We start from the raw sequence: 23,596 nt of genomic DNA, 5'->3' as shown, positions 1-23,596 counted from the left end.
GACATCTGTCAGTGGCGTGGTGTGCAATGGAGCGCGTGTCCGCTTTCGATGAACCCCTCAAGAAGCTGCTCGGCGGAGCCACCGCGAAGGTGATGGCCGAACACCTCGACCTGCACACGGTCGGGGATCTGCTGCACCACTACCCGAGGCGCTACGAGGAGCGGGGCCGCCTCACCGCGCTCACCGAGCTGCCGCTGGACGAGCACGTGACGGTCGTCGCGCAGGTGGCCGACGCGCGGGTCGTGATGTTCAACAACGGCCGGGGCAAGCGGCTCGAGGTCACCCTCACCGACGGGAGCGGCAGACTCCAGCTGGTCTTCTTCGGGCACGGCGTCCACAAGCCCCACAAGGAGCTCCTGCCCGGCCGCAGGGCGATGTTCGCGGGCAAGGTCTCCGTCTTCAACCGGAAGATGCAGCTCGCCCACCCCACCTACCAGCTCCTCGACGCCCACGACGAGGGTGAGGCGACCGAGGCCGTGGACGCGTTCGCGGGCCGGCTGCTGCCGATCTACCCCGCCTGCAAGCAGCTCGACTCCTGGCGGATCGCCAAGGCCGTCGACACGGTCCTGCCCAGCGCCCCGGAGGCGGTGGACCCGTTGCCCCCGGCGCTGCGCGAGGGGCGCGGATTCGTCCCCCTGCCCGAGGCGCTGCTCAGGATCCACCGCCCGCAGACCAAGGCGGACATCGCGGCCGCGCGGGACCGGCTGCGCTGGGACGAGGCCTTCGTCCTCCAGGTCGCCCTCGCCCGCCGCCGCTACGCCGACACCCAGCTTCCGGCGGTGGCCAGGAAGCCCGTGTCCGCAGGGGTGCTCGACGCCTTCGACGCCACCCTCCCCTTCACCCTCACCGAGGGCCAGCAGAAGGTCACCGGAGAGATCTTCGACGCCCTGGCCACGGAACACCCCATGCACCGGCTGCTCCAGGGGGAGGTCGGATCAGGCAAGACGCTCGTCGCCCTGCGGGCCATGCTCAGGGTCGTCGACGCGGGCGGCCAGGCGGCGATGCTCGCGCCCACCGAGGTGCTGGCCCAGCAGCACCACCGGTCGGTCACCGAGATGATGGGCGAACTCGCCGAAGGAGGGATGCTCGGCGGCTCCGACAAGGGGACGAAGGTCGTGCTGCTCACCGGTTCGATGGGCACCGCGGCCCGCCGGCAGGCCCTGCTCGACCTCGTCACCGGCGAGGCGGGGATCGTCATCGGCACCCACGCGCTGATCGAGGACAAGGTGAAGTTCCACGACCTCGGCCTCGTCGTCGTCGACGAGCAGCACCGCTTCGGCGTGGAACAGCGCGACGCCCTGCGTTCCAAGGGGAAGCAACCGCCCCACCTGCTGGTCATGACGGCCACCCCCATCCCCCGCACGGTCGCGATGACCGTCTTCGGCGACCTGGAGACCTCCGTACTGGACCAGCTCCCGGCCGGCCGCTCGCCGATCGCCAGCCATGTCGTGCCGGCCAAGGACAAGCCCCACTTCCTCAGCCGCGCCTGGGAACGCGTCCGCGAAGAGGTGGAGAACGGCCACCAGGCGTACGTCGTCTGCCCCCGCATCGGCGACGACGCCGACGAGGCCGCGGCGAAGAAGGGCAAGCCCGCCGCCGGCGAGGACGCCGAGAAGCGGCCCCCGCTCGCCGTCACGGACATCGCCGAGCAGCTCGCGAAGGGCCCGCTCGCCGGTCTGCGCATCGAGATCCTGCACGGCAGGATGCAGCCCGACGACAAGGACGACGTCATGCGCCGGTTCGCGGCCGGACAGGTGGACGTCCTGGTCGCCACCACCGTGATCGAGGTCGGGGTGAACGTCCCGAACGCCACCGCGATGGTGATCATGGACGCGGACCGCTTCGGCGTCTCCCAGCTGCACCAGCTCAGGGGCCGTGTCGGCCGCGGCAGCGCCCCCGGACTCTGCCTGCTGGTCAGCGAGGCCCACGAGGCGAGCCCCGCCCGCGCCCGGCTCTCCGCGGTCGCCGCCACACTCGACGGCTTCGAGCTCTCCCGCATCGACCTCGAACAGCGGCGCGAGGGCGACGTCCTCGGCCAGGCCCAGTCCGGCGTCCGCTCCTCGCTGCGGGTGCTCAGCGTCATCGACGACGAGGAGGTCATCGCGGCGGCCCGCGAGGAAGCCGTGCGCGTCGTCGCCGCCGACCCCTCCCTGGAGACGCTGCCGGAGCTGCGCATCGCCCTCGACGCACTGCTCGACAAGGACCGCGAGGAGTACCTCGACAAGGGGTGACCGGGCGGATCCGCGCCGACGCCATATCGTGGGAGCACGGCACGCGTCCCGTCCTGCGTGCCGCCCGCGACCCGAGGACCGACACCCATGACCCGCGTGATCGCCGGCTCGGCCGGCGGACGCCGCCTGGCCGTCCCGCCCGGCACCGGCACCCGCCCCACCTCCGACCGTGCGCGCGAGGGCCTGTTCTCCACCTGGCAGGCGCTGCTGGGCACGCTCGACGGCATCCGTGTCGCCGATCTGTACGCCGGATCCGGCGCCGTGGGCCTGGAGGCGCTCTCGCGCGGAGCGGCCCACGCGCTGCTCGTGGAGGCCGACGCCACAGCCGCGCGCACCGTCCGCGACAACATCCGGACCCTCGGTCTGCCCGGTGCGGAATTCCGGGCGGGCAAAGCCGAGCAGACCGTGACGGGACCGGCACCCTCCGCCCCGTACGACGTGGTCTTCCTCGATCCGCCCTACGCCGTCACCGACGACGATCTTCGGGAGATCCTGCTCACACTCCGTGCTCAGGGGTGGCTCACGGGCGACGCTCTCGTCACGGTGGAACGGAGCACCAGAGGCGGGGAATTCAACTGGCCCGAAGGATTCGAGCCACTGCGGGCGCGTCGTTACGGCGAAGCCACGTTTTGGTACGGTCGCGCCGCCTCTACGTGCGAAGACGCACGATGACCGCACCGGAGAGCGAGGGAACCACGTTGCGCCGCGCCGTCTGTCCGGGGTCGTTCGACCCCATCACCAACGGACATCTCGACATCATCGGACGAGCCTCGAAGCTGTACGACGTCGTGCACGTCGCCGTGATGATCAACCAGTCCAAGAAGGGCCTGTTCACGGTCGACGAGCGGATCGAGCTGATCCGCGAGGTGACGGCGGACTTCGGCAACGTGCAGGTCGAGTCCTTCCACGGCCTGCTCGTCGACTTCTGCAAGCAGCGCGACATCCCGGCGATCGTGAAGGGTCTGCGGGCCGTCAGCGACTTCGACTACGAGCTGCAGATGGCCCAGATGAACAACGGTCTCTCCGGGGTCGAGACGCTCTTCGTGCCGACGAACCCGACGTACAGCTTCCTGTCGTCCTCCCTGGTCAAGGAGGTCGCCACCTGGGGTGGCGACGTGGCGCACCTGCTTCCGCCGGCCGTCCACGAGGCACTCGTGAAGCGTCTCGGCGAGAAGTGATGCGCTGACCGACCGTCACCAGGTGTCGGACGGGAGGCGACTGGCCTTACAGTCGTCCCGTCCGTCTCCAACAGCAGCAGAGAGTGGCGAGCACACGGTGGACGTGCAGAAGAAGCTCGACGAGATCGTCGAAACGGTCGGGAACGCCCGCTCCATGCCCATGTCGGCGTCCTGCGTGGTCAACCGCGCCGAGCTGCTCGCGATGCTCGAAGAGGTGCGCGACGCGCTCCCCGGCTCGCTCGCCCACGCCGAGGAGCTCATCGGCGGCCGTGAGCAACTCGTGGAGCAGGCCAGGCAGGAGGCCGAGCGGATCATCGAGTCCGCCCGCGCCGAGCGCGGCTCGCTGATCTCCGGCACGGAGATCGCCCAGCGCTCCCAGGCCGAGGCCGACCGGATCCTGTCCGAGGCCCGCAGGGAGGCCGACGAGGTCCGCGCCGAGGCCGACGAGTACGTCGACAGCAAGCTCGCCAACTTCGAGGTCGTCCTCACCAAGACCATCGGCTCTGTCGACCGCGGCCGGGAGAAGCTCCTGGGCCGTGGGGCGGGCCTCGACGAGCAGGGCTACGAGGACCCCGACTTCGCCGAGGCGCCCGAGCGCAGCGCCGACCCCGAGACGCTGCGCAGGCGGGCCGACGACTACGTGGACACCAAGCTCGGCGCCTTCGAGGCCGTGCTCGCCAAGACGCTGGAGGCCGTCGGCCGGGGGCGGCAGAAGCTGCACGGCCGGGTGGCCACCGACGAGCTCGGCGCGCACATGGCGGCGCAGGACGCCGCGGCCGGCCGGCCGCACACGAGTGACGAGGACCACTGGGCGGGCCTGGCGGAGCTCGCCACCCCCGAGCCGGTGCAGAGCCCCCAGCCGCACTCCTACGCGGAGCCCGTACAGCCGGACTACGCGCCGGTGGCCGGCTACCAGGACCCCACGCAGAACGCCTTCCCCGCCCAGGTCCAGCCCGAGCAGGAGTACGCGCAGACGTACGGCTACCAGGACCAGCAGCAGGGCCAGGCCGACCCCTACGCCGCCTACCCGCAGCAGACGGACCCGTACGCCGCCTATCAGCAGCAGGCCTACGACCCGAACCAGCAGCAGGACTACGGCTGGCCGCAGCAGGCCCAGGCGCCCGCGCAGCAGGGGGAGAGCGCGCTCGACGAGACCAGCCTCTTCGACACGAGCATGATCGACCTGGAGCAGCTGCGCCGCTACGAACAGGGCCGCTGACCGGAGGGGCCCGACCGGATTGGGAGCTGGGCGGTACGTCCAGTATCCTGGCTCTTCGGTCGCGCGTATGTCCGCGATCCCGGCTGCCCTCCTCCTTCCGGACGGAGGCGGCCCACCCGAAGCCGCACCACGTACATGATCTCGAAAGCAGGAGAAGCCCTGAACGGCCACCTCGACCACCGCAGCCCTCTCGTGTTCGATACGCGCGAGCTGGGCCGGCGTCCGGGTACCCAGAAGCGGCTGACCCGCACGGCGGAAGCACCGAAGGACCTCGGCATCGACGGGGTCGTCGGAGTTCCGGAGAACGCGCCCCTGGCGCTGGACCTCCGCCTCGAATCGGTCATGGAAGGGGTGCTCGTCACAGGCACCGCCCGTGCGACGGCCGAGGGGGAGTGCGTAAGGTGTCTGGAGCCGCTGACCCTCGAGGTCGAGGCGGACTTCCAGGAAATGTTCTCGTACCCTGACGCCGATGACCGGAACCGCAGCAGGACCGCGGACCCGGTCGACGACGCCGAGGACGACGAGGACAGGTTCTTTCTCGAGGACGACTCGTTCGACCTCGAGCCTGTGCTGCGTGACGCGGTGGTGCTCGCACTGCCGCTGCAGCCGGTGTGCAAGGAGACCTGTGCCGGTCTGTGTTCCGAGTGCGGAATCAGGCTGGACGAGAATCCCGACCACCACCACGACGTCGCCGACATCCGTTGGGCGGCACTGCAAGGACTCGCCGAGACCGTTCAGGACGGCGAGAAGGACAACATGGGCGGCGCCGAACCTGGCGTCGACGAGAAGCAGGAGAAGTAGCCGTGGCTGTTCCGAAGCGGAAGATGTCGCGCAGCAACACGCGCCACCGCCGGTCGCAGTGGAAGGCTGCGGTCCCCACCCTGGTTTCGTGCGAGCGTTGCCAGGAGCCGAAGCTCCAGCACATTGCGTGCCCGAGCTGCGGCACCTACAACAAGCGCCAGGTCCTCGAGGTCTGAGCGGCTGGTGAGAGGCCCGATGTCTGAGTTGTCCAGCGCCAAGAAGCAGGCAGACAACATCAACACAGCCTCGTCCCACACGCTTCTGGAAGGGCGGCTCGGGTATCACCTCGAGTCCGCCCTTCTGGTGCGTGCGCTGACCCACCGCTCGTACGCGTACGAGAACGGCGGTCTGCCCACCAACGAGCGGCTCGAGTTCCTCGGGGACTCGGTGCTCGGCCTGGTGGTCACGGACACGCTGTACCGCACCCACCCCGACCTGCCCGAAGGCCAGCTGGCCAAGTTGCGGGCCGCGGTGGTCAACTCACGTGCGCTTGCGGAAGTGGGCCGCGGCCTCGAACTCGGTTCCTTCATCCGGCTCGGCCGCGGTGAAGAGGGCACGGGTGGCCGGGACAAGGCTTCCATCCTCGCCGACACACTGGAAGCGGTGATCGGCGCCGTCTATCTCGACCAGGGCCTCAGCGCGGCCTCGGAGCTGGTCCACCGGCTCTTCGACCCGCTGATCGACAGGTCCTCCAACCTCGGAGCCGGCCTGGACTGGAAGACCAGTCTCCAGGAGCTCACCGCGAGCGAGAGCCTCGGAGTCCCCGAGTACCTCGTCACGGAGACCGGCCCCGACCACGAGAAGACCTTTACTGCTGCTGCTCGCGTCGGTGGTGTCTCGTACGGCACCGGCACCGGCCGTAGCAAGAAGGAAGCGGAGCAGCAGGCGGCGGAGTCCGCCTGGCGCGAGATCAGCGCCGCCGCGGAAGCGCGGGAGGCGGCGGCCGAGTCCGCTGCCGGCGGAGGGGTCGCCGACACCCCTGCCGCCCCGTCGCCGCACTCGGACGCCGCTCCGGCCTGAACCAAGGGAGAACCCCTCGGTGCCCTGGTGCACCGGGGGGTTCTCGCTGTCCTGCCACCTTCCCGAAGGAGAGCCCGCCGTGCCCGAACTGCCCGAGGTCGAAGTCGTGCGGCGGGGTCTGGAGCGCTGGACCGCCGGGCGGACCGTCGACGCCGTCGAGGTCCTGCATCCGCGCGCGGTCCGCAGGCACCTCGCGGGCGGCGCCGACTTCGCCGCCCGGCTGCGCGGGCTGCGCTTCGGCACGGCGATGCGCCGGGGCAAGTACCTCTGGGTGCCCCTTGACGATGCCGGCACCTCGCTCCTGGGCCACCTGGGCATGAGCGGCCAGTTGCTCGTCCAGCCCGAGGCGGCCGTCGACGAGAAGCACCTGCGCATCAGGATCCGCTTCGACGACGCCCTCGGGACCGAGCTGCGCTTCGTCGACCAGCGGACCTTCGGCGGGCTGTCGCTGCACGAGAACACCCCGGAAGGGCTGCCCGATGTCATCGCGCACATCGCGCGGGACCCCCTGGACCCCGCCTTCGACGACGACGCCTTCCACACGGCGCTGCGCCTGCGCCGTACGACTCTCAAGCGCGCGCTGCTCGACCAGTCCCTGATCAGCGGGGTCGGCAACATCTACGCGGACGAGGCGCTGTGGCGCAGCCGGCTGCACTACGAGAGGCCGACCGCGACCCTGACCCGCCCGAGGACGGCGGAGCTGCTCGGCCATGTCCGCGACGTCATGCGTGAGGCCCTCGACCAGGGCGGCACCAGCTTCGACAGCCTGTACGTCAACGTCAACGGGGAGTCGGGCTACTTCGACAGGTCGCTCGACGCCTACGGACGCGAGGACGAGCCCTGCCGCCGCTGCGGTACGCCGATGCGCCGCCGGCCCTGGATGAACCGCTCCAGTTACTTCTGCCCGCGCTGCCAGCGTCCCCCGCGTATCTCCCCGGCCTCCTGAGGACCGGGTTCCCGGCCTCCTGACCGACCGGGCTCCACCGGCCCGGGGCCCGGCCTCGCCGGACGGGGCCCGGACTCAGTCCGCGTGGGCGGCGTCGTACCGTGCCCGGGCCTCGATGACCTCGGGCATGCGGCCCTCGACGAGCTGGATCAGCTCCAGGAGCCGGGTGGTGACCTCGCGGCCGAGGTCCGTCAGCTCGTAGTCGACGCGCGGCGGGTTGGTGAACTGCGCCTCCCGCAGGACCAGGCCGTCGCGCTCCAGCGCGTGCAGCGTCTGCGAGAGCATCTTCTCGCTGACCCCGTCGACCCGGCGGCGCAGTTCGTTGAAGCGGGCGCCGCTCTCGTACAGCGCCCCCAGGGTCAGGCCGCCCCAGCGGCCGGTGACGTGCTCCAGCGTGCCCCGCGAGGGGCACAGCCGTGAGAAGACGTCGAACGGCGAGTCGCCGCCGTCCTGCACCGGCTCCGTCCGTGTCTCGCTCATACCCGCAGCTTACGCCTGCGCAGCGCCCACCTGGGGTGAGCGCTGCGCAGGAGGAAGAGCGAAGGTGCGTCGCTGTCAGCGGCTGATGACGGAGACCTCACTGGCGCCGGACGTGGTGCCGTCCGCGTAGAGCACCGAGATCCGGTAGTAGACCGTGCTCGCCGGCGGCTGGGCGGGGTCCACCCAGTTCCAGGAGGTGACGTTGTCCCTGGGCTCCGTGTGGACCAGGTCGAAGGTCTGCGTCACCGGGTTCCAGCGGTGGATGGCGAAACCGGTGACCTCGCCGAGGGTCGTGGAGCTCGCGAGAGCCCAGGAGATCCAGCCGTTCTGGTCGGAGCCCAGGTACACCAGCGGCGCACCGGTCGCCGCCGGTGCGGTCGGGCGGAGGTCCAGCTCGGTGACGTCGACCGCCGTCGCGCCGGTGGCCGGGGTGAGCTGGTTCCCGTACTGGTCGACGGCGATCACGGCGTAGCGGACCTGCTGTCCGTCGGCCGGGACGTAGTCGTGGAACGTCGTCCCCTCGATCTGCCAGGGCTTGAAGTCCGCCGGATGCGGCACGGCCTTGTACGTCCACTGCCCGTCGACGAGGGTGCCGCGCAGCACGAGGTAGTGCGCGAGGCCGGGGTCCTTGCTCGCGTCCCACGAGAGGCTGACGCCGTTCTTCTCCGGGACGGTCCTCACGCCGGTGACCGCCGCGGGCGCCGTCGTGTTCCCGGTGACGGTGACCGTGAGCCCCGCGGACGGGGTGCCGCCGTTCCCTTCGTGGTCGACCGCGACGACGTAGTAGGCGTACGTGGCGCCGGGCTGCGGGGCGGCATCGGTGAACGAGGTCCCTCTGACGCCCGAACCGACCTCCGTACGGGTGGCGGTGCTGGTGCCGGGGCGGCTCGTCCGGAAGACCGAGTAGCCGGCGAAGTCGCTGCTGGTCACCGCGGAGGCGTCCCAGGTGATGGTGACGCCCGCCTCGCTCTCCGAGGCCCGCGCGTTGAGCGCGGTGTCCACCGGGCCGGTCGTGTCGTCGCTGTAGTACATCGCGGTGCCGGAGGCCGGGGACTCGTTGCCGCTCGTGTCGACGGCGGTGACGACGTAGTAGTAGACGTCGCCGGTCTGCGGCAGCGGTCCGCTGTAACCGCCGCCCGTGGAGGCCAGCCGGTTGGCGGGGGTGAGGGCGACCGGCTGCGAGGTCGAGCGGTAGACCCGGTACTCGGCGAGGTCGGGCTCGGTGTTGCCGTCCCAGTACAGGGTGATCTTGGTCGGGCTGCCCATCGCCCAGTTGTCCTCGACGCCCTTCGGGGCGGCGGGGGCCGTGCGGTCCACGGTGGTGATGCCGAGGTCGGCGGTGCCCGACGAGGTGTTGCCCGCCTTGTCGTACGCGCGCACCTCGTAGTAGTAGACGTTGCCGTCCTCCGGCGCGGTCGTGTCGGTGTACGAGGTGGACGTCGTGGTCGCGAGGGCCTTCGACGGATAGGAGGCGCCCTTCAGCCGCCGGTACACGCGGTACCCGGCGAGGTCCATCTCCTTGTTCTTCGCCCAGCTGACCTTGGTGGACGTGGAGGCGGTGCTGTAGGTGACGGTGGTACCGGCGGGAACCAGCGGCTTCACCTTGTCCACGGTCGCCATGGTGCGGGGAGCGTACGAGAACTTGACGTTGGCGGCGCCGGTCCAGTTCACGAAGTCGATGCGCAGGCTGTGCTTGCCCGAGGGGATGGTCACGTTGACCGTCTTGGAGACGGTGCTGGAGACGTTCTTCCACAGGTCGACCTTGCGTACGCCGTCGACGTAGACGCGGATGCCGTCACGGGAGGACGCCGCGAACGAGAACGGCCCGCCCGAGCCGAAGTCGCGGGTCATGGACCAGCGGACACCGAAGTCGTTGGAGGGCATGCCCTTGTAACCAGGTGCGCCCGTGCCCCAGTTCTGGTCGATCACGGAGTCGCAGTCCGTGCCCTTGGGCGTGCCGGAGAAGCTGGTGTTCGCGTAGAACGTCCGCTTGAAGACGGGCGAGGCGCAGGTCACGGCGGCGGAGGCGGGGGCGGCCGTGGCGAGCAGGCCGCCTGCGGAGGCGAGTACCACAGCGGTGGCGGTGGCCACCGTGGTGCCTCTGGGTCGGTTCATTCGTTCCTTCGGTCTTGATCATCCGCAGTCCGGAAATGACTGCCGACGATCAAGACTCCTGGTGGGCGGCCAAGGTTGTAGGCCCTGCGGGCTCCTTCGGCGGGCTTCCGGAGCGACTGCGGGCTCCTTCGGCGGGCTCTCCGGAACGGCCGGGGACAGCGAGAGGCCCCGCCGGTCCGTCGACCGGCGGGGCCTCTCGTCCGTACGGCCTCTCAGAAGCCGAAGTCCTGCGTCCACCAGGGCCCGCCCGAGCCGAGGTGCACTCCCACGCCGAGCGTCCTGTAATCGCAGTTGAGAATGTTTGCGCGGTGACCCTCGCTGGCCATCCAGGCGTTCATCACGGCCTGGGCGTCGGCCTGCCCGCGGGCGATGTTCTCCCCGCCGAGACCCTCCACGCCGGCTGCGGCGGCGCGGTCCCAGGGGGTCGCCCCGTCGGGGTCGGTGTGGCTGAAGAAGTCGCGGGCGGCCATGTCCTCGCTGAAGTCCTGGGCGAGCGCGGTCAGCGAGCCGCTCGTGGTGACCGGACTGCAGCCGACCTTCGCGCGCTCCTGGTTGACCAGTGCGAGCACAGCCGCCTGGGCGGAGGCGGCGGACGGGCTCGGGGAGGTGCTGGACTCGGCGCTCGGGGTGGCCGAGGCGGTCCTCGGCGCGGCCGGCGCCTTGGTGGCGGGTGCCGACGACACGCTCTTCCCCGGCTTCGGGGCCGCCGCCTTCGTGCGCTCCGGAGTCTTCGCCGCCTGCTTCGACGCGGTGGCCGAGGGCTTCTTCGCCGGCGTCCTCTTCGGCGTCGGGGAGGCGGACGCGGAGGGGGCTGCTGAACGGTCGGCACCCCTGCTCGCCTCGGCCGATGCCGAGGCCGACGTGCGGGCGGTCGGCTCGGCGGACGCGTCTCCCTGGGTCAGCAGGTCGGGGGCGCCGCCCGCGTGGACGCTGTCGGACGACCGGCCGCCGCTGACGTCGTAGCTGCCCCCGCCGGGCAGCAGGCCGGAGGCCACGGCCACCGCTCCTACGGCCACCGCCGCGGACACACCGAGAAGCCCGGCGCGCACGGGTATCCCCGCCCGCTTCTTCCGGCGCGCACCGCGCGGCCCCTCCACCGCGTCCGCCGCGTGCTGCTCAGCGGCGGGGGCCGCGCCTGCGCGTCGATGCCGTCCCATGCGCTGTGCCTTCCTCGTGCTCCGGGCGTCTTGGCCGACGTCACCGTATTCATGATCAAACTCACCCGTCCGGGTGAGGCTATTGCGAGGGGACCTTACGCCATGACGGATTGGGGCGACGTGCTCCGTGAGCAATTGGCCGGTTAGCGTTCGGGCATGAACGAAGACGCACGACTCGTCGTATGGGTACGCGGCCGAGTACAGCAAGTAGGATTCCGCTGGTTCACCAGGGCAAATGCTTTGGAGATCGGAAAACTCACCGGCTTCGCGCTGAATCTCGACGACGGCCGGGTGCAGGTGGTCGCCGAAGGCCCACGTGAGAATTGCCACCGTCTGCTGGACTGGCTCGCAGCCGGCGACACACCCGGGCGCGTGGACGGGGTCACTGAGATCTGGGACACGCCGCGCGGCGGTTACGAGGGATTCGCGATTCGCTGACGCCGGGCGGGAAAGCGCACCCGGATCCGCTGCGCAGGCACGGTGCGGCATGCGGTGACCGGAAGGTCCGCGAAGGGCCCGCACCCGAAATGACCTGCGGAATGTTCGGTCCCGGCACATGGTTGCCAAGAACGCTCCGTCGTGCCAGGCTGCGGCATTGACGAAGATCTCCACACCCTTCGGGGACCCGCAGGAGAGTCGCGCCGCAAGATCGTCAGGCCGCGCACCCCCGGGACACCCGGCTCCCTGGCGTGTGATCGTGTTGACCGTCAAACTTTTTGGTGAGACGCTGAAAACCCCGCGCACCGCAGCTGTTCGGCAAGGCTGGTGACAGCAGAACAGCAGTGAAGACACAGAGCACTGCCGAGCACCGCGGGTGCGATTCCCTCACGACCACGACCCACACCGCATCGGTCGGTCACTCAGTGTGGAGGACCATCCATCATGGCAAAGGCGCTTCTCGGTTACGTCGGCGGATCCGACCCGCGACTCCTCGCCGAGATGCGACGGCTTCAGAAGCGCGTCCAGGACCTGGAATCCGAGCTCGTACGGATCCAGGACGAGAACGACGCGCTCAACGCCGCCGCCCAGCACCAAGAGTCGCTGCTCGACAGCATCGACATCGACGTACCCCAGGCGGAGCCCGCGCTGACCTGACCCCCAGGCCCTGCCGGGGCCGGTCGGGCCGCACGCCAGCTGCTCGGGACCAATCCTACGAATGTCTTTCGTCGCGGATCGCCGTCCTGGAACACCGAGGATTGCTCGTGATCCGGTCCGCTCGCGATCCGTAACGCAAAGCCGTGCACGGAGGGCTGTACACGCCGCACCGTGCGAGTTTCACAAGGGACGCTCCGGCGTCCCTTCTTTCTTTCCCCCCCGGATCTCACCGGCGTATCGCTCTTCGCTTACCGTCTGATGTGCCCTGCACCTTCATCAGCGAAACCGAGAGTGAAAGGTAGAGTCCGGCGGCGTGCACCTCAAGGCCCTGACCCTCCGTGGTTTCAAGTCGTTCGCCTCCGCCACGACCCTGCGGTTCGAACCCGGGATCACCTGTGTCGTGGGGCCCAACGGGTCCGGTAAATCGAATGTGGTGGACGCGCTCTCCTGGGTCATGGGGGAACAGGGAGCCAAATCCCTGCGCGGCGGCAAGATGGAAGACGTGATCTTCGCCGGGACCACCGGAAGGCCGCCTCTGGGCCGCGCCGAAGTATCGCTGACCATCGACAATTCCGACGGCGCGCTGCCGATCGACTACGCCGAGGTGACGATCACCCGGATCATGTTCCGCAACGGCGGCAGTGAATACCAGATCAACGGTGACACCTGCCGGCTGCTCGACATCCAGGAACTCCTCTCCGATTCCGGTATCGGCCGCGAGATGCACGTCATCGTCGGCCAGGGCCGGCTGGACTCCGTCCTGCACGCCGACCCGACGGGGCGCCGCGCCTTCATCGAGGAGGCGGCGGGTGTGCTCAAGCACCGCAAGCGCAAGGAGAAGGCGCTGCGGAAGCTGGAGGCGATGGGGGCCAACCTCGCCCGCGTGCAGGACCTCACCGACGAACTGCGCCGCCAGCTCAAACCGCTGGGCCGGCAGGCGGCCGTGGCCCGCCGGGCGGCCGTCATCCAGGCCGATCTACGCGACGCCCGGCTGCGGCTCCTCGCCGACGACCTCGTCTCGCTGCGCGAGGCGCTGCGCAGCGAGATCGCCGACGAGGCCGCGCTCAAGCGGCGCAGGGAAACGGCGGAGGCCGAACTCCGGGCGGCGCTCGCACGGGAGGCCGGGCTGGAGGACGAGGTCCGGCGACTTGCGCCGAGACTCCAGCGGGCCCAGCAGACCTGGTACGAGCTCTCCCAGCTGGCCGAGCGGGTGCGCGGCACGATCTCGCTCGCGGACGCCCGGGTGAAGAGCGCCACCGCCGCGCCCGACGAGGAACGGCGCGGACGGGACCCCGAGGACATGGAGCGCGAGGCCGCCCGCATCCGCGAGCAGGAGGCCGAGCTGGAGGCGGCCCTCGAAGCGGCGGAGCACGCGCTGGAGGACACCACCGCGCACCGGGCCGAACTGGAGCGCGAGCTCGCGGTGGAGGAGCGCAGACTCAGGGACGCGGCCCGGGCCATCGCCGACCGCCGGGAAGGTCTCGCACGGCTCAGCGGGCAGGTCAACGCGGCCCGGAGCCGGGCGGGTTCGGCACAGGCAGAGATCGACCGGCTGGCCGCGTCCCGCGACGAGGCGCAGGAGCGGGCCGTCGCGGCGCAGGAGGAGTACGAGCAGCTCAAGGCCGAGGTCGAGGGCCTGGACGCGGGCGACGCGGAACTGGCGGAGCAGCACGACGCCGCCAAGCGGGAGCTCGCGGAAGCGGAGGCGGCGCTGGGCGCGGCGCGGGAGGCGGTCACCGACGCGGAGCGCAGCCGCGCCGCGCTCTCGGCCCGCCACGAAGCGCTGTCGCTGGGACTGAGGCGCAAGGACGGCACCGGGGTCCTGCTCGGTGCCGGGGACGGGCTCGCAGGCCTGCTCGGGCCGCTCGCCGAACTGCTCACCGTCGCCCCGGGGCACGAGGTCGCGGTGGCCGCGGCGCTGGGCGCGGCGGCCGACGCGATCGCCGTGACGGACCCCGCGGCGGCGGCGGACGCGATCCGGCTGCTGCGCAAACAGGACGCCGGGCGCGCGGCGCTGGTGCCGGGCGGCACCGGAGCCGGGCAGGTGCCGGCCCAGGGCACGGAACAGCGGCCGGAACCCCCCGCGACCGCGGGCGGCCAGGTACCGGGGCAGGCGTCCGGGGCCGGGCACGCCGTCGCGGCCGGGGTGGAACACGGCGTCACGGCCGGGGCCGGACACGGAGCAGGCCTGCCCGGGTCGGAACAGGCTGCCGCCGGGTCCATGCACGTGGGGCAGCCGGCGCCGGCCGCGGCAGGCCTGGCCACCGGTGACCGCGCCGCGCCCGCCGTCGCCGGCCTGGTGCACGGCCCGGCCGAACTGCTCACCGCCGTACGCCGGCTGGTGCGCGGCATGGTCGTCGTCGGCACCCTGGAGGACGCCGAGGAGCTGGTCGCCGCGCACCCGGAGCTGACCGCCGTCACGGCCGAGGGCGACGTCCTCGGTACCCACTTCGCGCACGGCGGATCGGCCGGGGCGCCGAGCCTGCTGGAGGTGCAGGCGTCCGTCGACGAGGCCGCGGCCGAGCTGGCCGAGCTCGCCGTGCGCTGCGAGGAGCTCGCCACGGCCCAGCGCCTGGTGGCCGCACGGCGCGGGGAGTCGGCCGCGCTGGTCGAGGAGCTCGGCGAGCGGCGCCGGGCCGCCGAGCGGGAGAAGTCCGGAGTCGCGCAGCAGCTCGGAAGGCTGGCCGGACAGGCCCGGGGCGCCGCGGGGGAGGCCGAGCGCACGACCGCGGCGGCCGTCCGGGCCCAGGAGGCGCTGGAACGGGCCACCGAGGAAGCCGAGGAACTCGCGGAACGGCTGCTGGTCGCGGAGGAGACACCCGTGGAGGAGGAGCCGGACACCTCCGTACGGGACCGGCTCGCCGCCGACGGCGCCAACGCACGGCAGACCGAGATGGAGGCCCGCCTGCAAGCCCGTACCCACGAGGAACGCGTCAAGGCGCTCGCCGGACGGGCCGACGCGCTGGACCGGGGGGCCCGCGCCGAGCGTGAGGCCCGCGCCCGCGCCGAGCAGCGCCGCGCCCGGCTGCGCCACGAGGCCGCCGTCGCCACCGCCGTGGCCTCGGGCGCCCGGCAGCTGCTGGCCCATGTCGAGGTCTCCGTCGTACGGGCCGAGGAGGAGCGGGCCAGGGCGGAGGCGGCCAAGGCCGGGCGCGAGCGGGAGCTCACCGCCGAACGCGGCCGGGGCCGCGACCTGAAGAGCGAACTCGACCGGCTCACGGACTCGGTGCACCGGGGGGAGGTGCTCGGGGCCGAGAAGCGCATGCGCATGGAGCAGGTGGAGGCGAGGGCCCTGGAGGAGTTCGGCGTCGAGCCGGCCGGCCTGGCCGCCGAATACGGGCCGGAACAGCTGGTGCCCCCGTCGCCCGCCGCGGAGGGGGAGGAGCTCCCCGACGATCCCGAGCACCCGCGCAACCAGCCGAAGCCGTTCGTCAGGGCCGAGCAGGAGAAGCGGCTCAAGGCGGCCGAACGGGCGTATCAGCAACTCGGGAAGGTGAATCCGCTCGCTCTCGAAGAGTTCTCGGCGCTGGAGGAACGGCACAAGTTCCTCTCGGAGCAGCTCGAAGACCTGAAGAAGACCAGGGCCGACCTCATGCAGGTGATCAAGGAGGTCGACGAGCGCGTCGAGCAGGTCTTCACCGAGGCGTTCCGGGACACCGCGCGGGAGTTCGAAGGCGTCTTCTCGCGGCTCTTCCCGGGCGGTGAGGGCCGCCTCGTCCTGACCGACCCGGACAACATGCTGACGACCGGTCTCGACGTCGAGGCGAGGCCCCCGGGCAAGAAGGTCAAGCGCCTCTCGCTGCTGTCCGGGGGCGAGCGATCCCTTACGGCCGTTGCCCTCCTGGTCTCGATCTTCAAGGCCAGGCCGAGCCCGTTCTACGTCATGGACGAGGTCGAGGCAGCGCTCGACGACACCAATCTGCAGCGTCTGATCCGGATCATGGAGGAGCTCCAGGAGAGCTCCCAGCTCATCGTGATCACGCACCAGAAGCGCACGATGGAGGTCGCCGACGCGCTCTACGGCGTCTCCATGCAGGGCGACGGCGTATCCAAGGTGATCAGTCAGCGTCTGCGCCGGACTCCGGGGTAAACGGACTGAGGGGCAGTCACATCCCCTTTACCTAATCTTCAACATCTGAACGCACCTTTTGAGCATCCCTGGGTACTTGTGAGGCGCCCCTTCGCGAGAACCGAGTCTTGACTTCGAAACTTGAACGCATAACCTCAGCAATGTTGTTTTTACCTTCAAGTGGTGGTCGGCTGGAAGTTGTGCGCCACTAGGAGGGCTCACCCCCCACACCTGACGTTGCGGCCAGGTACCAGGAGTTCATGTGACCAGCACAGCGCGCGGACCGGAGTCCGGAGCCCGGGAGGCCCACCCGGACCATCTCGGCCATGTCATCTTCATCACGGCAGCCGCAGCGATGGGCGGCTTCCTCTTCGGCTACGACAGTTCCGTCATCAACGGCGCCGTCGAGGCCATCCGTGACCGCTACGACATCGGGTCGGGGACCCTGGCGCAGGTCATCGCCATCGCCCTGATCGGCTGTGCCATCGGCGCGGCCACGGCGGGACGTATCGCCGACCGCATCGGCCGTATCCGCTGCATGCAGATCGCCTCGGTGCTCTTCACCATCAGCGCCGTCGGGTCCGCCCTGCCGTTCGCCCTATGGGACCTCGCCATGTGGCGGATCATCGGCGGCTTCGCGATCGGCATGGCCTCGGTCATCGGCCCCGCCTACATCGCCGAGGTCTCACCGCCCGCCTACCGCGGCCGCCTCGGCTCCTTCCAGCAGGCCGCCATCGTCATCGGCATCGCCATCTCGCAGCTGGTCAACTACGGCATCCTGCAGATCGCCGACGGCGACCAGCGGGGCGAGATCGGCGGCCTCGAGGCCTGGCAGTGGATGCTCGGCGTGATGGTCGTACCGGCCATCCTCTACGGGCTGCTCTCCTTCGCGATCCCCGAGTCGCCGCGCTTCCTGATCTCCGTCGGCAAGAGGGACCGCGCCCGGAAGATCCTGGAAGAGGTCGAGGGCAAGAACGTCGACCTCGACGCACGCGTGAACGAGATCGAGACGGCCATGCGCCGTGAACACAAGTCCAAGTTCAGCGACCTGCTCGGCAGCCGCTTCGGCTTCCTGCCCATCGTCTGGGTCGGTATCGGCCTGTCGATCTTCCAGCAGCTCGTCGGCATCAACGTCGCCTTCTACTACTCGGCGACGCTGTGGCAGTCCGTCGGCATCGACCCGACCGACTCCTTCTTCTACTCGTTCACGACGTCGATCATCAACATCATCGGCACCGTGATCGCCATGATCCTGGTGGACCGGGTGGGCCGCAGGCCGCTCGCACTCGTCGGATCCGCCGGTATGGCCGTCGCCCTCGCCTTCGAGGCATGGGCCTTCTCCGCGGACCTGGTCGACGGCAAGCTCCCGACCACGCAGGGAACGGTCGCGCTGGTCGCCGCCCACGTCTTCGTGCTCTTCTTCGCGCTGTCGTGGGGTGTCGTCGTCTGGGTCTTCCTCGGCGAGATGTTCCCGAACCGCATCCGCGCCGCCGCCCTCGGTGTCGCCGCCTCCGCGCAGTGGATCGCCAACTGGGCGATCACCGCGAGCTTCCCCAGCCTGTCCGACTGGAACCTGTCAGGCACCTACATCATCTACACCTGCTTCGCCGTGCTCTCCATCCCCTTCGTGCTCATGTTCGTGAAGGAGACCAAGGGCAAGGCGCTGGAGGAGATGGGCTAATCCCCGCTGCCCCTCTCCTCGACCCGCTGCCCCGGACCGGCCCATGCCGGCCCGGGGCAGCGTTCTTCGTGAGGTCGCCGCGTCGCCGCGCACGGCCGGCCGGCGTGGCGTCAGAAGGTGTCCGGCTCCTGGACCGTCCGGCCGGCCGGACACGGCGCGATCGCGTACAACCCTGCCGCGACGAGGATCGTCGCCGCCCAGCCCAGGCCGTGGCGTCCGACCCAGGTGGAGGCGAGCGGACCGGTGAACCACTCCACATCGGTGAGGAGCAGCCCCACCACGAGGGCCGCGCCCCACGCGCCGACGGCCGGTCCGCTGAATCCGGCGGTGTACCAGTAGGCGCTGCGCGGCGAGGTGTCCAGGAGCGCTTCCGGGGCGTAGGTGCGGCCCCTCAGCAGATCCATGCCGAAGACCCCGATCCAGGCGGAGAAGGTCACACCGAGCAGGGACAGGAACGACGTGAACGTGCCGATGAAGCTCGTCGCCACCATCGTCAGCAGCCCGCCGAGCAGCAGGCTGATGGCGGCGTTCACGCCCACCGCCCAGGCGCGGGGGACCGTGAATCCGAGCGTCTGCGCGGTGAATCCGGCCGAGTACATGGACATCGCGTTGATCAGCACCATGCCGCCGAGGGCGGCCAGGAGATACGGCACCGAGATCCATCGCGGCAGCAGCTCGCCGATGAACGCCACCGGGTCCTGCGTCGCGGCGAGGCCGGGGGAGTCCACCGCCATCACCGCTCCCATCATCACCATCGGCAGGACGGTGACCAGGGCTCCGCCCACCGCCGCGGCGACCATGGCGCGGCCGGACGCGGCAGCCGGAAGGTAACGGGTGAAGTCCGGGGCCGAGGGGACCCAGCTGATTCCCCCGGCGGCCAGCGTCCCGATGCCCGCGATCATCATCGCCGCCGGACCGGCGGGCCGGTCCAGCACGTCCCGCCACGCGGTGGCGCCGGCCAGGTGCACGAGGAGCAGGAGACTCGCGCCGCCGAAGAGGTACACGGAGAGCCGGGCGGACACCCTCAGGGCGCGGATGCCGAGGCCCGAGACGAGGAAGCTCGCGGCGACGAACGCCGTCAGCGTCACCAGCACCAGCGTGTGCGTGATGTGGATACCGAACAGCAGACCGAGCACGGCCAGCAGCGCGTAGGAGCCGGTGACCGCGTTGGCGGTCTCCCAGCCCCAGCGGGCCACCCAGATCAGGGCGCCGGGAAGGAGATTGCCGCGCTGCCCGAAGACCGCCCGGGAGAGCGCCATGCCGGGCGCCCCGCCGCGCTTGCCCGCGATCGACACGAACCCCACCAGTCCGAAGGCGACCACGGGGGCGACGGCCGCCACGGCCAGTACCTGCCAGAGGTTCAGCCCGTTGAAGACGGTGAGGCCGGCGCCCACGGTCAGCAGGAGGACGGTCATGTTGGCCGTCACCCAGGTGGGAAAGAGGGTGCGGACCCGACCGGTGCGCTCGGTCTCGGGGACGGGGTCCAGGCCGCGGTTCTCCACGGGCAGCAGCGTACCTTTACCCCCATAAGTGGCATACCGCCCATGCGGCCCGGACGCCGTTCCACCGAACCGCGCCCGGACCCCCGCTGTGGCCGATACTGGACTGGTTATGGAAATCGTCATCCTTGCTGTAGTCATCGCCCTGGTCGCGGTCGGCCTGATCAGCGGGCTCGTGGTCAGCAGCCGCAAGAAGAAGCAGCTGCCGCCCTCGGCACCGTCGAGCACGCCGACCATCACTCCTCCCGCCGAACCCGGTGTCGGCGAGGAAGCCGAGGCGCCGCGCGACGAAGCGCGGCGCACCATCGAGGACGCCGGTCTCCCCGGCGCCGGGACTCCCGTCGAGGAGACCCCGGTCGTCATCGAGCCGGAGATTCCCGCGCTCGAAGTTCCCGAGCCCACCGCCGGCCGCCTCGTGCGGCTCCGCGCCCGGCTCGCCCGTTCGCAGAACTCCCTGGGCAAGGGGCTGCTCACGCTCCTGTCCCGCGACAACCTCGACGAGGACACCTGGGAGGAGATCGAGGACACGCTCCTCACCGCCGACGTCGGCGTCGCCCCCACCCAGGAGCTCGTGGAGCGGCTCCGTGAGAGGGTCCGCGTCCTCGGCACCCGTACGCCCGAGGAGCTGCGCACGCTGCTGCGTGAGGAGCTCGTCACCCTGCTCGGCCCCGACTTCGACCGTGCGGTGAAGACGGAGGGCGGCGAGGAGACGCCCGGCGTCGTGATGGTCGTCGGGGTCAACGGCACCGGCAAGACGACGACCACGGGCAAGCTCGCCCGCGTGCTCGTCGCCGACGGCCGCAGTGTCGTGCTCGGCGCCGCGGACACCTTCCGGGCCGCTGCCGCCGACCAGCTCCAGACCTGGGGCGAGCGCGTCGGCGCCCGTACGGTGCGCGGGCCCGAGGGCGGCGACCCCGCGTCGATCGCCTTCGACGCGGTGAAGGAAGGGATCGCCGAGGGCGCCGACGTGGTGCTCATCGACACCGCCGGCCGCCTGCACACCAAGACCGGCCTGATGGACGAGCTCGGCAAGGTCAAGCGGGTCGTCGAGAAGCACGGCCCGCTCGACGAGATCCTGCTCGTCCTCGACGCCACGACCGGCCAGAACGGGCTGGTCCAGGCGCGGGTGTTCGCGGAGGTCGTCGACATCACCGGCATCGTGCTCACCAAGCTGGACGGCACCGCCAAGGGCGGCATCGTCATCGCCGTCCAGCGCGAGCTGGGCGTCCCCGTGAAGCTCATCGGTCTCGGCGAGGGGCCGGACGACCTGGCGCCGTTCGAGCCGGGCGCCTTCGTCGACGCGCTGATCGGCGACTGACGGGCGTACGGCCGAGGAACGCCGGAGGGCGGTGGACCCGTGAGGGGTTCACCGCCCTCCGGCGTTCACCCGCGGTGGCATATGTAGGCGAGGGTGCCCAGCAGCAGCCTGGCCTGCGGGGGAGCGGCGGCGGTCCCGGGGGCCGGCGGACGCAGCCAGCGGACGGGGCCCAGTCCGCCGAGGTCCGAGGGAGGGGCGGTGATGTACGTGCCCCGGCCCAGCGCCCGCAGGTCCAGGTCCGCGTCGTCCCAGCCCATCCGGTAGAGCAGCCCGGGCAGACCCGCGGCGGCCCCGGGGGCGACGAAGAACTGGGTACGGCCGGTCGGGGTCACCGCCACGGGCCCCAGCGGCAGCCCCATCCGCTCCATCCGCACCAGCGCGCGCCGGCCCGCGGCCTCCGGCACGTCGAGCACGTCGAACGTCCGGCCCACCGGCAGCAGCATCGAGGCGCCCGGCACCTCGGCCCAGGTGTCGGCGGCCGTGCCGTGCGTGGCACCCGGCGGCACCTCCCGGGCGAAGTCCAGCGGATGCGCGCCCGGGGCGGCACACGCGGGGTCACCGCACGAGCAGGCACCGGCCGCCGCACGCGCGCCCGGCGCCACGGCCCAGCCCCAGAGTCCTGTGTACTCGGCCACCGCACTCGCCCCGGCCGCACGGCCGCGGCGCCGCGTGCCGGACCGCATCTCGCGGATGCCGCCGATCGTGAAGCCCATGCCCCCTCCAACGGGTCCGACTCACCGGTGGTTACGACCTGGAGTCCGGGACGTCCTCCGTCGCCGCCGGCGATCACCGGCGCACGGGGTGGTGTCATCAGGGTGTGCGGTGTGAGCCCCGCGCCCCTGAATGCTTCACTCCGCCCGATAGCTGATCGCGGCCTGTCAAGTGAATCGCGGACTGCGCCGAACGCGTTCATCCGAAGGGGTGGCGAATGGTGGCGTTTCCGCAACTTCCCTCGCGGTGACGGTGATCGTAGGATTACCGTCGGTACTCGAACCTGCAATTGCATGAGCGCGTGGGTATGCCCCGGGCAACCCGATGATCCGTTCGATGGTGCGCAAGACCCGTACAGGCAGCACCGAGGCACGGCATTCTGATAGAGGTTCGCGCGACAGATTTCAGCGGGATGGGGGCGTTCCAGTGAGTGGCAGCGGCGCAGGCGAGACGAATGCCGGAAAGCGCCCCAACGGGCAATTGGGATCGTGGTTCGTGCGCAGCGGCTGGTCCAAGGGCGAGCTCGCGCGCCAGGTGAACCGGCGCGCCCGCCAGCTCGGCGCCCACCACATCAGCACCGACACCTCCCGGGTCCGACGCTGGCTGGACGGCGAGCAGCCGCGCGAACCCATCCCGCGCATCCTGTCCGAGCTCTTCTCCGAGCGGTTCGGCAGCGTCGTCGCCGTCGAGGACCTCGGCCTGCGCACCGCCCACCAGGCACCCTCCGTCGCGGGCGTCGACCTCCCCTGGGCCGGGCCCCAGACCGTCGCCCTGCTCAGCGAGTTCTCCCGCAGCGACCTCATGCTCGCCCGGCGCGGCTTCCTCGGCAGCTCCCTCGCGCTGGCCGCGGGTCCCACCCTCATCGAGCCCATGCAGCGCTGGCTGGTGCCCGTCGCACCCGGCCGGACGGAGCCGGAGCGCACGGCCTCCGAGAGCCGCCCCTCCAAGCTCTCCGGCCCCGAGCTCGACCTCCTGGAATCCACCACGGCGATGTTCCGCCAGTGGGACGCCCAGTGCGGTGGCGGGCTGCGCCGCAAGGCCGTCGTCGGGCAGCTGCACGAGGTCACGGATCTCCTCCAGGAGCCGCAGCCGGAGGCCACCGCCGGACGGCTGTTCCGCTGCGCGGCCGAACTCGCCGAGCTCGCGGGCTGGATGAGCTACGACGTGGGCCTCCAGCCCACCGCCCAGAAGTACTTCGTGCTCGCCCTGCACGCCTCCAAGGAAGCGGGCGACAAGCCCCTCGGTTCGTACATCCTCTCCAGCATGAGCCGCCAGATGATCCACCTCGGCCGGCCCGACGACGCACTCGAGCTCATCCATCTCGCCCAGTACGGCAGCCGTGACTGCGCCACCGCCCGGACCCAGGCCATGCTGTATGCGATGGAGGCGCGCGCCTACGCCAACATGGGCCAGCCGAGCAAGTGCAAGCGAGCCGTCCGGATGGCCGAGGACACCTTCGCCGACGCCGCCCTCGACGACGAGCCCGAGCCCGACTGGATCCGCTTCTTCTCCGACGCCGAACTCCACGGCGAGAACGCCCACTCCTACCGTGACCTCGCCTATGTCGCCGGCCGGAGCCCCACCTACGCCTCCCTGGCCGAGCCCGTCATGGCCCGCGCCGTCGAGCTCTTCGGCGAGGACGACGAGCACCAGAGGTCCTACGCCCTCAACCTGATCGGCATGGCCACCGTGCATCTCCTCCAGCGCGAGCCCGAGGAGTCGACCGTGCTGGCCACGCAGGCACTGAAGGTCGCCAAGAGGGTGAGGTCGGAGCGCGTCAACACCAGGCTCCGCAAGACCGTCGACACCGCAGCCAGGGACTTCGGTGACGTCCCCGAGGTCGCCAGGCTCACCGACCTGCTCTCCGAGCAGCTCCCGGAGACCGCCGAAGCGGTCTGACCGGCACCCCTGCCACCGGCCACGACAGCCGCCCCGTACCACCCGACCGGCTCCCCCATGCGCCAGGTCAGCGGGTCGCTGTCGTGGCCGGTTCACGTTCCCGGGCGTTTCAACCCCGCCGTATGCGGCGCAGGCAGCATGGTAGGCAGCACAACGGCGCCGACACCCGTGGTTCAT

General features: G+C 70.9%; 19 protein-coding genes. 14 read left to right on the top strand and 5 right to left on the bottom strand.

Annotated elements, in window-relative coordinates:
- Window positions 1-26 precede the first annotated feature (26 nt).
- The 8 genes from recG (at window position 27) to mutM (ending at window position 7,395) form a co-directional block, all read left to right on the top strand.
- Complete coding sequence (gene recG, locus ACFYQ6_RS32740; RefSeq protein ID WP_388766471.1) at window positions 27-2,231, top strand: ATP-dependent DNA helicase RecG; 2,205 nt, start codon at window positions 27-29, stop codon at window positions 2,229-2,231.
- A gap of 87 nt (window positions 2,232-2,318) precedes the next feature.
- Window positions 2,319-2,903: a 16S rRNA (guanine(966)-N(2))-methyltransferase RsmD gene (rsmD, locus tag ACFYQ6_RS32735; RefSeq protein WP_388766469.1), complete on the top strand. Its 585-nt coding sequence runs from the start codon at window positions 2,319-2,321 to the stop codon at window positions 2,901-2,903.
- 26 nt (window positions 2,904-2,929) lie between these two features.
- Window positions 2,930-3,409: a pantetheine-phosphate adenylyltransferase gene (gene coaD, locus ACFYQ6_RS32730; RefSeq protein WP_361583745.1), complete on the top strand. Its 480-nt coding sequence runs from the start codon at window positions 2,930-2,932 to the stop codon at window positions 3,407-3,409.
- 97 nt (window positions 3,410-3,506) lie between these two features.
- On the top strand, window positions 3,507-4,628 hold the full coding sequence (locus tag ACFYQ6_RS32725; protein ID WP_388766467.1) for a cell division initiation protein: 1,122 nt from the start codon (window positions 3,507-3,509) through the stop codon (window positions 4,626-4,628).
- A gap of 135 nt (window positions 4,629-4,763) precedes the next feature.
- Entirely contained in the window at window positions 4,764-5,429 is a 666-nt protein-coding gene (locus ACFYQ6_RS32720) for a DUF177 domain-containing protein (RefSeq protein WP_361583551.1), read from the top strand.
- 2 nt (window positions 5,430-5,431) lie between these two features.
- Window positions 5,432-5,605, top strand: a complete 174-nt coding sequence (gene rpmF / locus ACFYQ6_RS32715) for a 50S ribosomal protein L32 (protein ID WP_003965982.1) — start codon at window positions 5,432-5,434, stop codon at window positions 5,603-5,605.
- 19 nt (window positions 5,606-5,624) lie between these two features.
- Window positions 5,625-6,449 carry a ribonuclease III gene (gene rnc, locus ACFYQ6_RS32710; RefSeq protein ID WP_361583554.1) on the top strand — a complete coding sequence of 275 codons (825 nt, stop codon included), beginning with the start codon at window positions 5,625-5,627 and terminating at the stop codon, window positions 6,447-6,449.
- Between the two features lie 79 nt (window positions 6,450-6,528).
- A complete protein-coding gene (mutM, locus tag ACFYQ6_RS32705) occupies window positions 6,529-7,395 on the top strand; it encodes a bifunctional DNA-formamidopyrimidine glycosylase/DNA-(apurinic or apyrimidinic site) lyase (RefSeq protein WP_388766465.1) in 867 nt (288 codons plus the stop codon).
- A gap of 75 nt (window positions 7,396-7,470) precedes the next feature.
- Here the strand turns inward: mutM and ACFYQ6_RS32700 are convergent, their stop codons facing one another.
- From ACFYQ6_RS32700 to ACFYQ6_RS32690, 3 genes are all read right to left on the bottom strand, one after another.
- The gene (locus ACFYQ6_RS32700) at window positions 7,471-7,875 is read right to left on the bottom strand and encodes a helix-turn-helix domain-containing protein (protein ID WP_361583560.1); all 405 of its coding nucleotides are present in this window, start codon (window positions 7,873-7,875) and stop codon (window positions 7,471-7,473) included.
- Between the two features lie 75 nt (window positions 7,876-7,950).
- On the bottom strand, window positions 7,951-9,990 hold the full coding sequence (locus tag ACFYQ6_RS32695; RefSeq protein WP_388766463.1) for a PA14 domain-containing protein: 2,040 nt from the start codon (window positions 9,988-9,990) through the stop codon (window positions 7,951-7,953).
- Between the two features lie 212 nt (window positions 9,991-10,202).
- Window positions 10,203-11,147: a CAP domain-containing protein gene (locus tag ACFYQ6_RS32690; protein ID WP_388766461.1), complete on the bottom strand. Its 945-nt coding sequence runs from the start codon at window positions 11,145-11,147 to the stop codon at window positions 10,203-10,205.
- 156 nt (window positions 11,148-11,303) lie between these two features.
- Between ACFYQ6_RS32690 and ACFYQ6_RS32685 the strand changes: the two genes are divergently transcribed.
- The 4 genes from ACFYQ6_RS32685 to ACFYQ6_RS32670 all read left to right on the top strand — a co-directional run bounded on the left by ACFYQ6_RS32685 (window position 11,304) and on the right by ACFYQ6_RS32670 (window position 17,992).
- Window positions 11,304-11,585 carry an acylphosphatase gene (locus ACFYQ6_RS32685; protein WP_361583569.1) on the top strand — a complete coding sequence of 94 codons (282 nt, stop codon included), beginning with the start codon at window positions 11,304-11,306 and terminating at the stop codon, window positions 11,583-11,585.
- Between the two features lie 444 nt (window positions 11,586-12,029).
- Window positions 12,030-12,242, top strand: a complete 213-nt coding sequence (locus ACFYQ6_RS32680) for a hypothetical protein (protein WP_033304037.1) — start codon at window positions 12,030-12,032, stop codon at window positions 12,240-12,242.
- Between the two features lie 313 nt (window positions 12,243-12,555).
- A complete protein-coding gene (locus ACFYQ6_RS32675) occupies window positions 12,556-16,332 on the top strand; it encodes an AAA family ATPase (protein WP_388766459.1) in 3,777 nt (1,258 codons plus the stop codon).
- Between the two features lie 241 nt (window positions 16,333-16,573).
- The gene (locus ACFYQ6_RS32670; RefSeq protein ID WP_361583575.1) at window positions 16,574-17,992 is read left to right on the top strand and encodes a sugar porter family MFS transporter; all 1,419 of its coding nucleotides are present in this window, start codon (window positions 16,574-16,576) and stop codon (window positions 17,990-17,992) included.
- A 110-nt stretch (window positions 17,993-18,102) separates the two neighbouring features.
- On the opposite strand, the gene ACFYQ6_RS32665 is transcribed toward ACFYQ6_RS32670, so the two are convergent.
- Window positions 18,103-19,494 (bottom strand): cytosine permease, encoded by a 1,392-nt coding sequence (locus tag ACFYQ6_RS32665; RefSeq protein ID WP_388766456.1) that lies wholly within the window; start codon window positions 19,492-19,494, stop codon window positions 18,103-18,105.
- 109 nt (window positions 19,495-19,603) lie between these two features.
- Here ACFYQ6_RS32665 and ftsY point away from each other — a divergent pair, with 109 nt between their 5' ends.
- A complete protein-coding gene (ftsY, locus tag ACFYQ6_RS32660; protein WP_361583581.1) occupies window positions 19,604-20,809 on the top strand; it encodes a signal recognition particle-docking protein FtsY in 1,206 nt (401 codons plus the stop codon).
- 65 nt (window positions 20,810-20,874) lie between these two features.
- Here ftsY and ACFYQ6_RS32655 read toward each other — a convergent pair whose 3' ends face one another.
- Complete coding sequence (locus ACFYQ6_RS32655; protein WP_361583584.1) at window positions 20,875-21,522, bottom strand: bifunctional DNA primase/polymerase; 648 nt, start codon at window positions 21,520-21,522, stop codon at window positions 20,875-20,877.
- A 424-nt stretch (window positions 21,523-21,946) separates the two neighbouring features.
- Between ACFYQ6_RS32655 and ACFYQ6_RS32650 the strand changes: the two genes are divergently transcribed.
- Complete coding sequence (locus ACFYQ6_RS32650) at window positions 21,947-23,419, top strand: hypothetical protein (protein WP_361583588.1); 1,473 nt, start codon at window positions 21,947-21,949, stop codon at window positions 23,417-23,419.
- Window positions 23,420-23,596 lie beyond the last annotated feature (177 nt).

This window comes from Streptomyces sp. NPDC005494 (assembly GCF_042872025.1).
GTDB lineage: Bacteria > Actinomycetota > Actinomycetes > Streptomycetales > Streptomycetaceae > Streptomyces.
The sequence above is the reverse complement of the archived record's forward strand: the minus strand, read 5'-3'. Positions and strand labels throughout refer to the sequence as shown.

What these genes read in the sequence shown, in the direction of transcription:
- ACFYQ6_RS32680 (WP_033304037.1), top strand. Translation starts at nt 12,030, where the DNA reads ATGGCAAAGGCGCTTCTCGGTTACGTCGGCGGATCCGACCCGCGACTC.
- ftsY (WP_361583581.1), top strand. Translation starts at nt 19,604, where the DNA reads ATGGAAATCGTCATCCTTGCTGTAGTCATCGCCCTGGTCGCGGTCGGC.
- rsmD (WP_388766469.1), top strand. Translation starts at nt 2,319, where the DNA reads ATGACCCGCGTGATCGCCGGCTCGGCCGGCGGACGCCGCCTGGCCGTC.
- recG (WP_388766471.1), top strand. Translation starts at nt 27, where the DNA reads ATGGAGCGCGTGTCCGCTTTCGATGAACCCCTCAAGAAGCTGCTCGGC.
- ACFYQ6_RS32690 (WP_388766461.1), bottom strand. Translation starts at nt 11,147, where the DNA reads ATGGGACGGCATCGACGCGCAGGCGCGGCCCCCGCCGCTGAGCAGCAC.
- ACFYQ6_RS32720 (WP_361583551.1), top strand. Translation starts at nt 4,764, where the DNA reads ATGATCTCGAAAGCAGGAGAAGCCCTGAACGGCCACCTCGACCACCGC.
- ACFYQ6_RS32685 (WP_361583569.1), top strand. Translation starts at nt 11,304, where the DNA reads ATGAACGAAGACGCACGACTCGTCGTATGGGTACGCGGCCGAGTACAG.
- ACFYQ6_RS32695 (WP_388766463.1), bottom strand. Translation starts at nt 9,990, where the DNA reads ATGAACCGACCCAGAGGCACCACGGTGGCCACCGCCACCGCTGTGGTA.
- rnc (WP_361583554.1), top strand. Translation starts at nt 5,625, where the DNA reads ATGTCTGAGTTGTCCAGCGCCAAGAAGCAGGCAGACAACATCAACACA.
- ACFYQ6_RS32655 (WP_361583584.1), bottom strand. Translation starts at nt 21,522, where the DNA reads ATGGGCTTCACGATCGGCGGCATCCGCGAGATGCGGTCCGGCACGCGG.
- ACFYQ6_RS32700 (WP_361583560.1), bottom strand. Translation starts at nt 7,875, where the DNA reads ATGAGCGAGACACGGACGGAGCCGGTGCAGGACGGCGGCGACTCGCCG.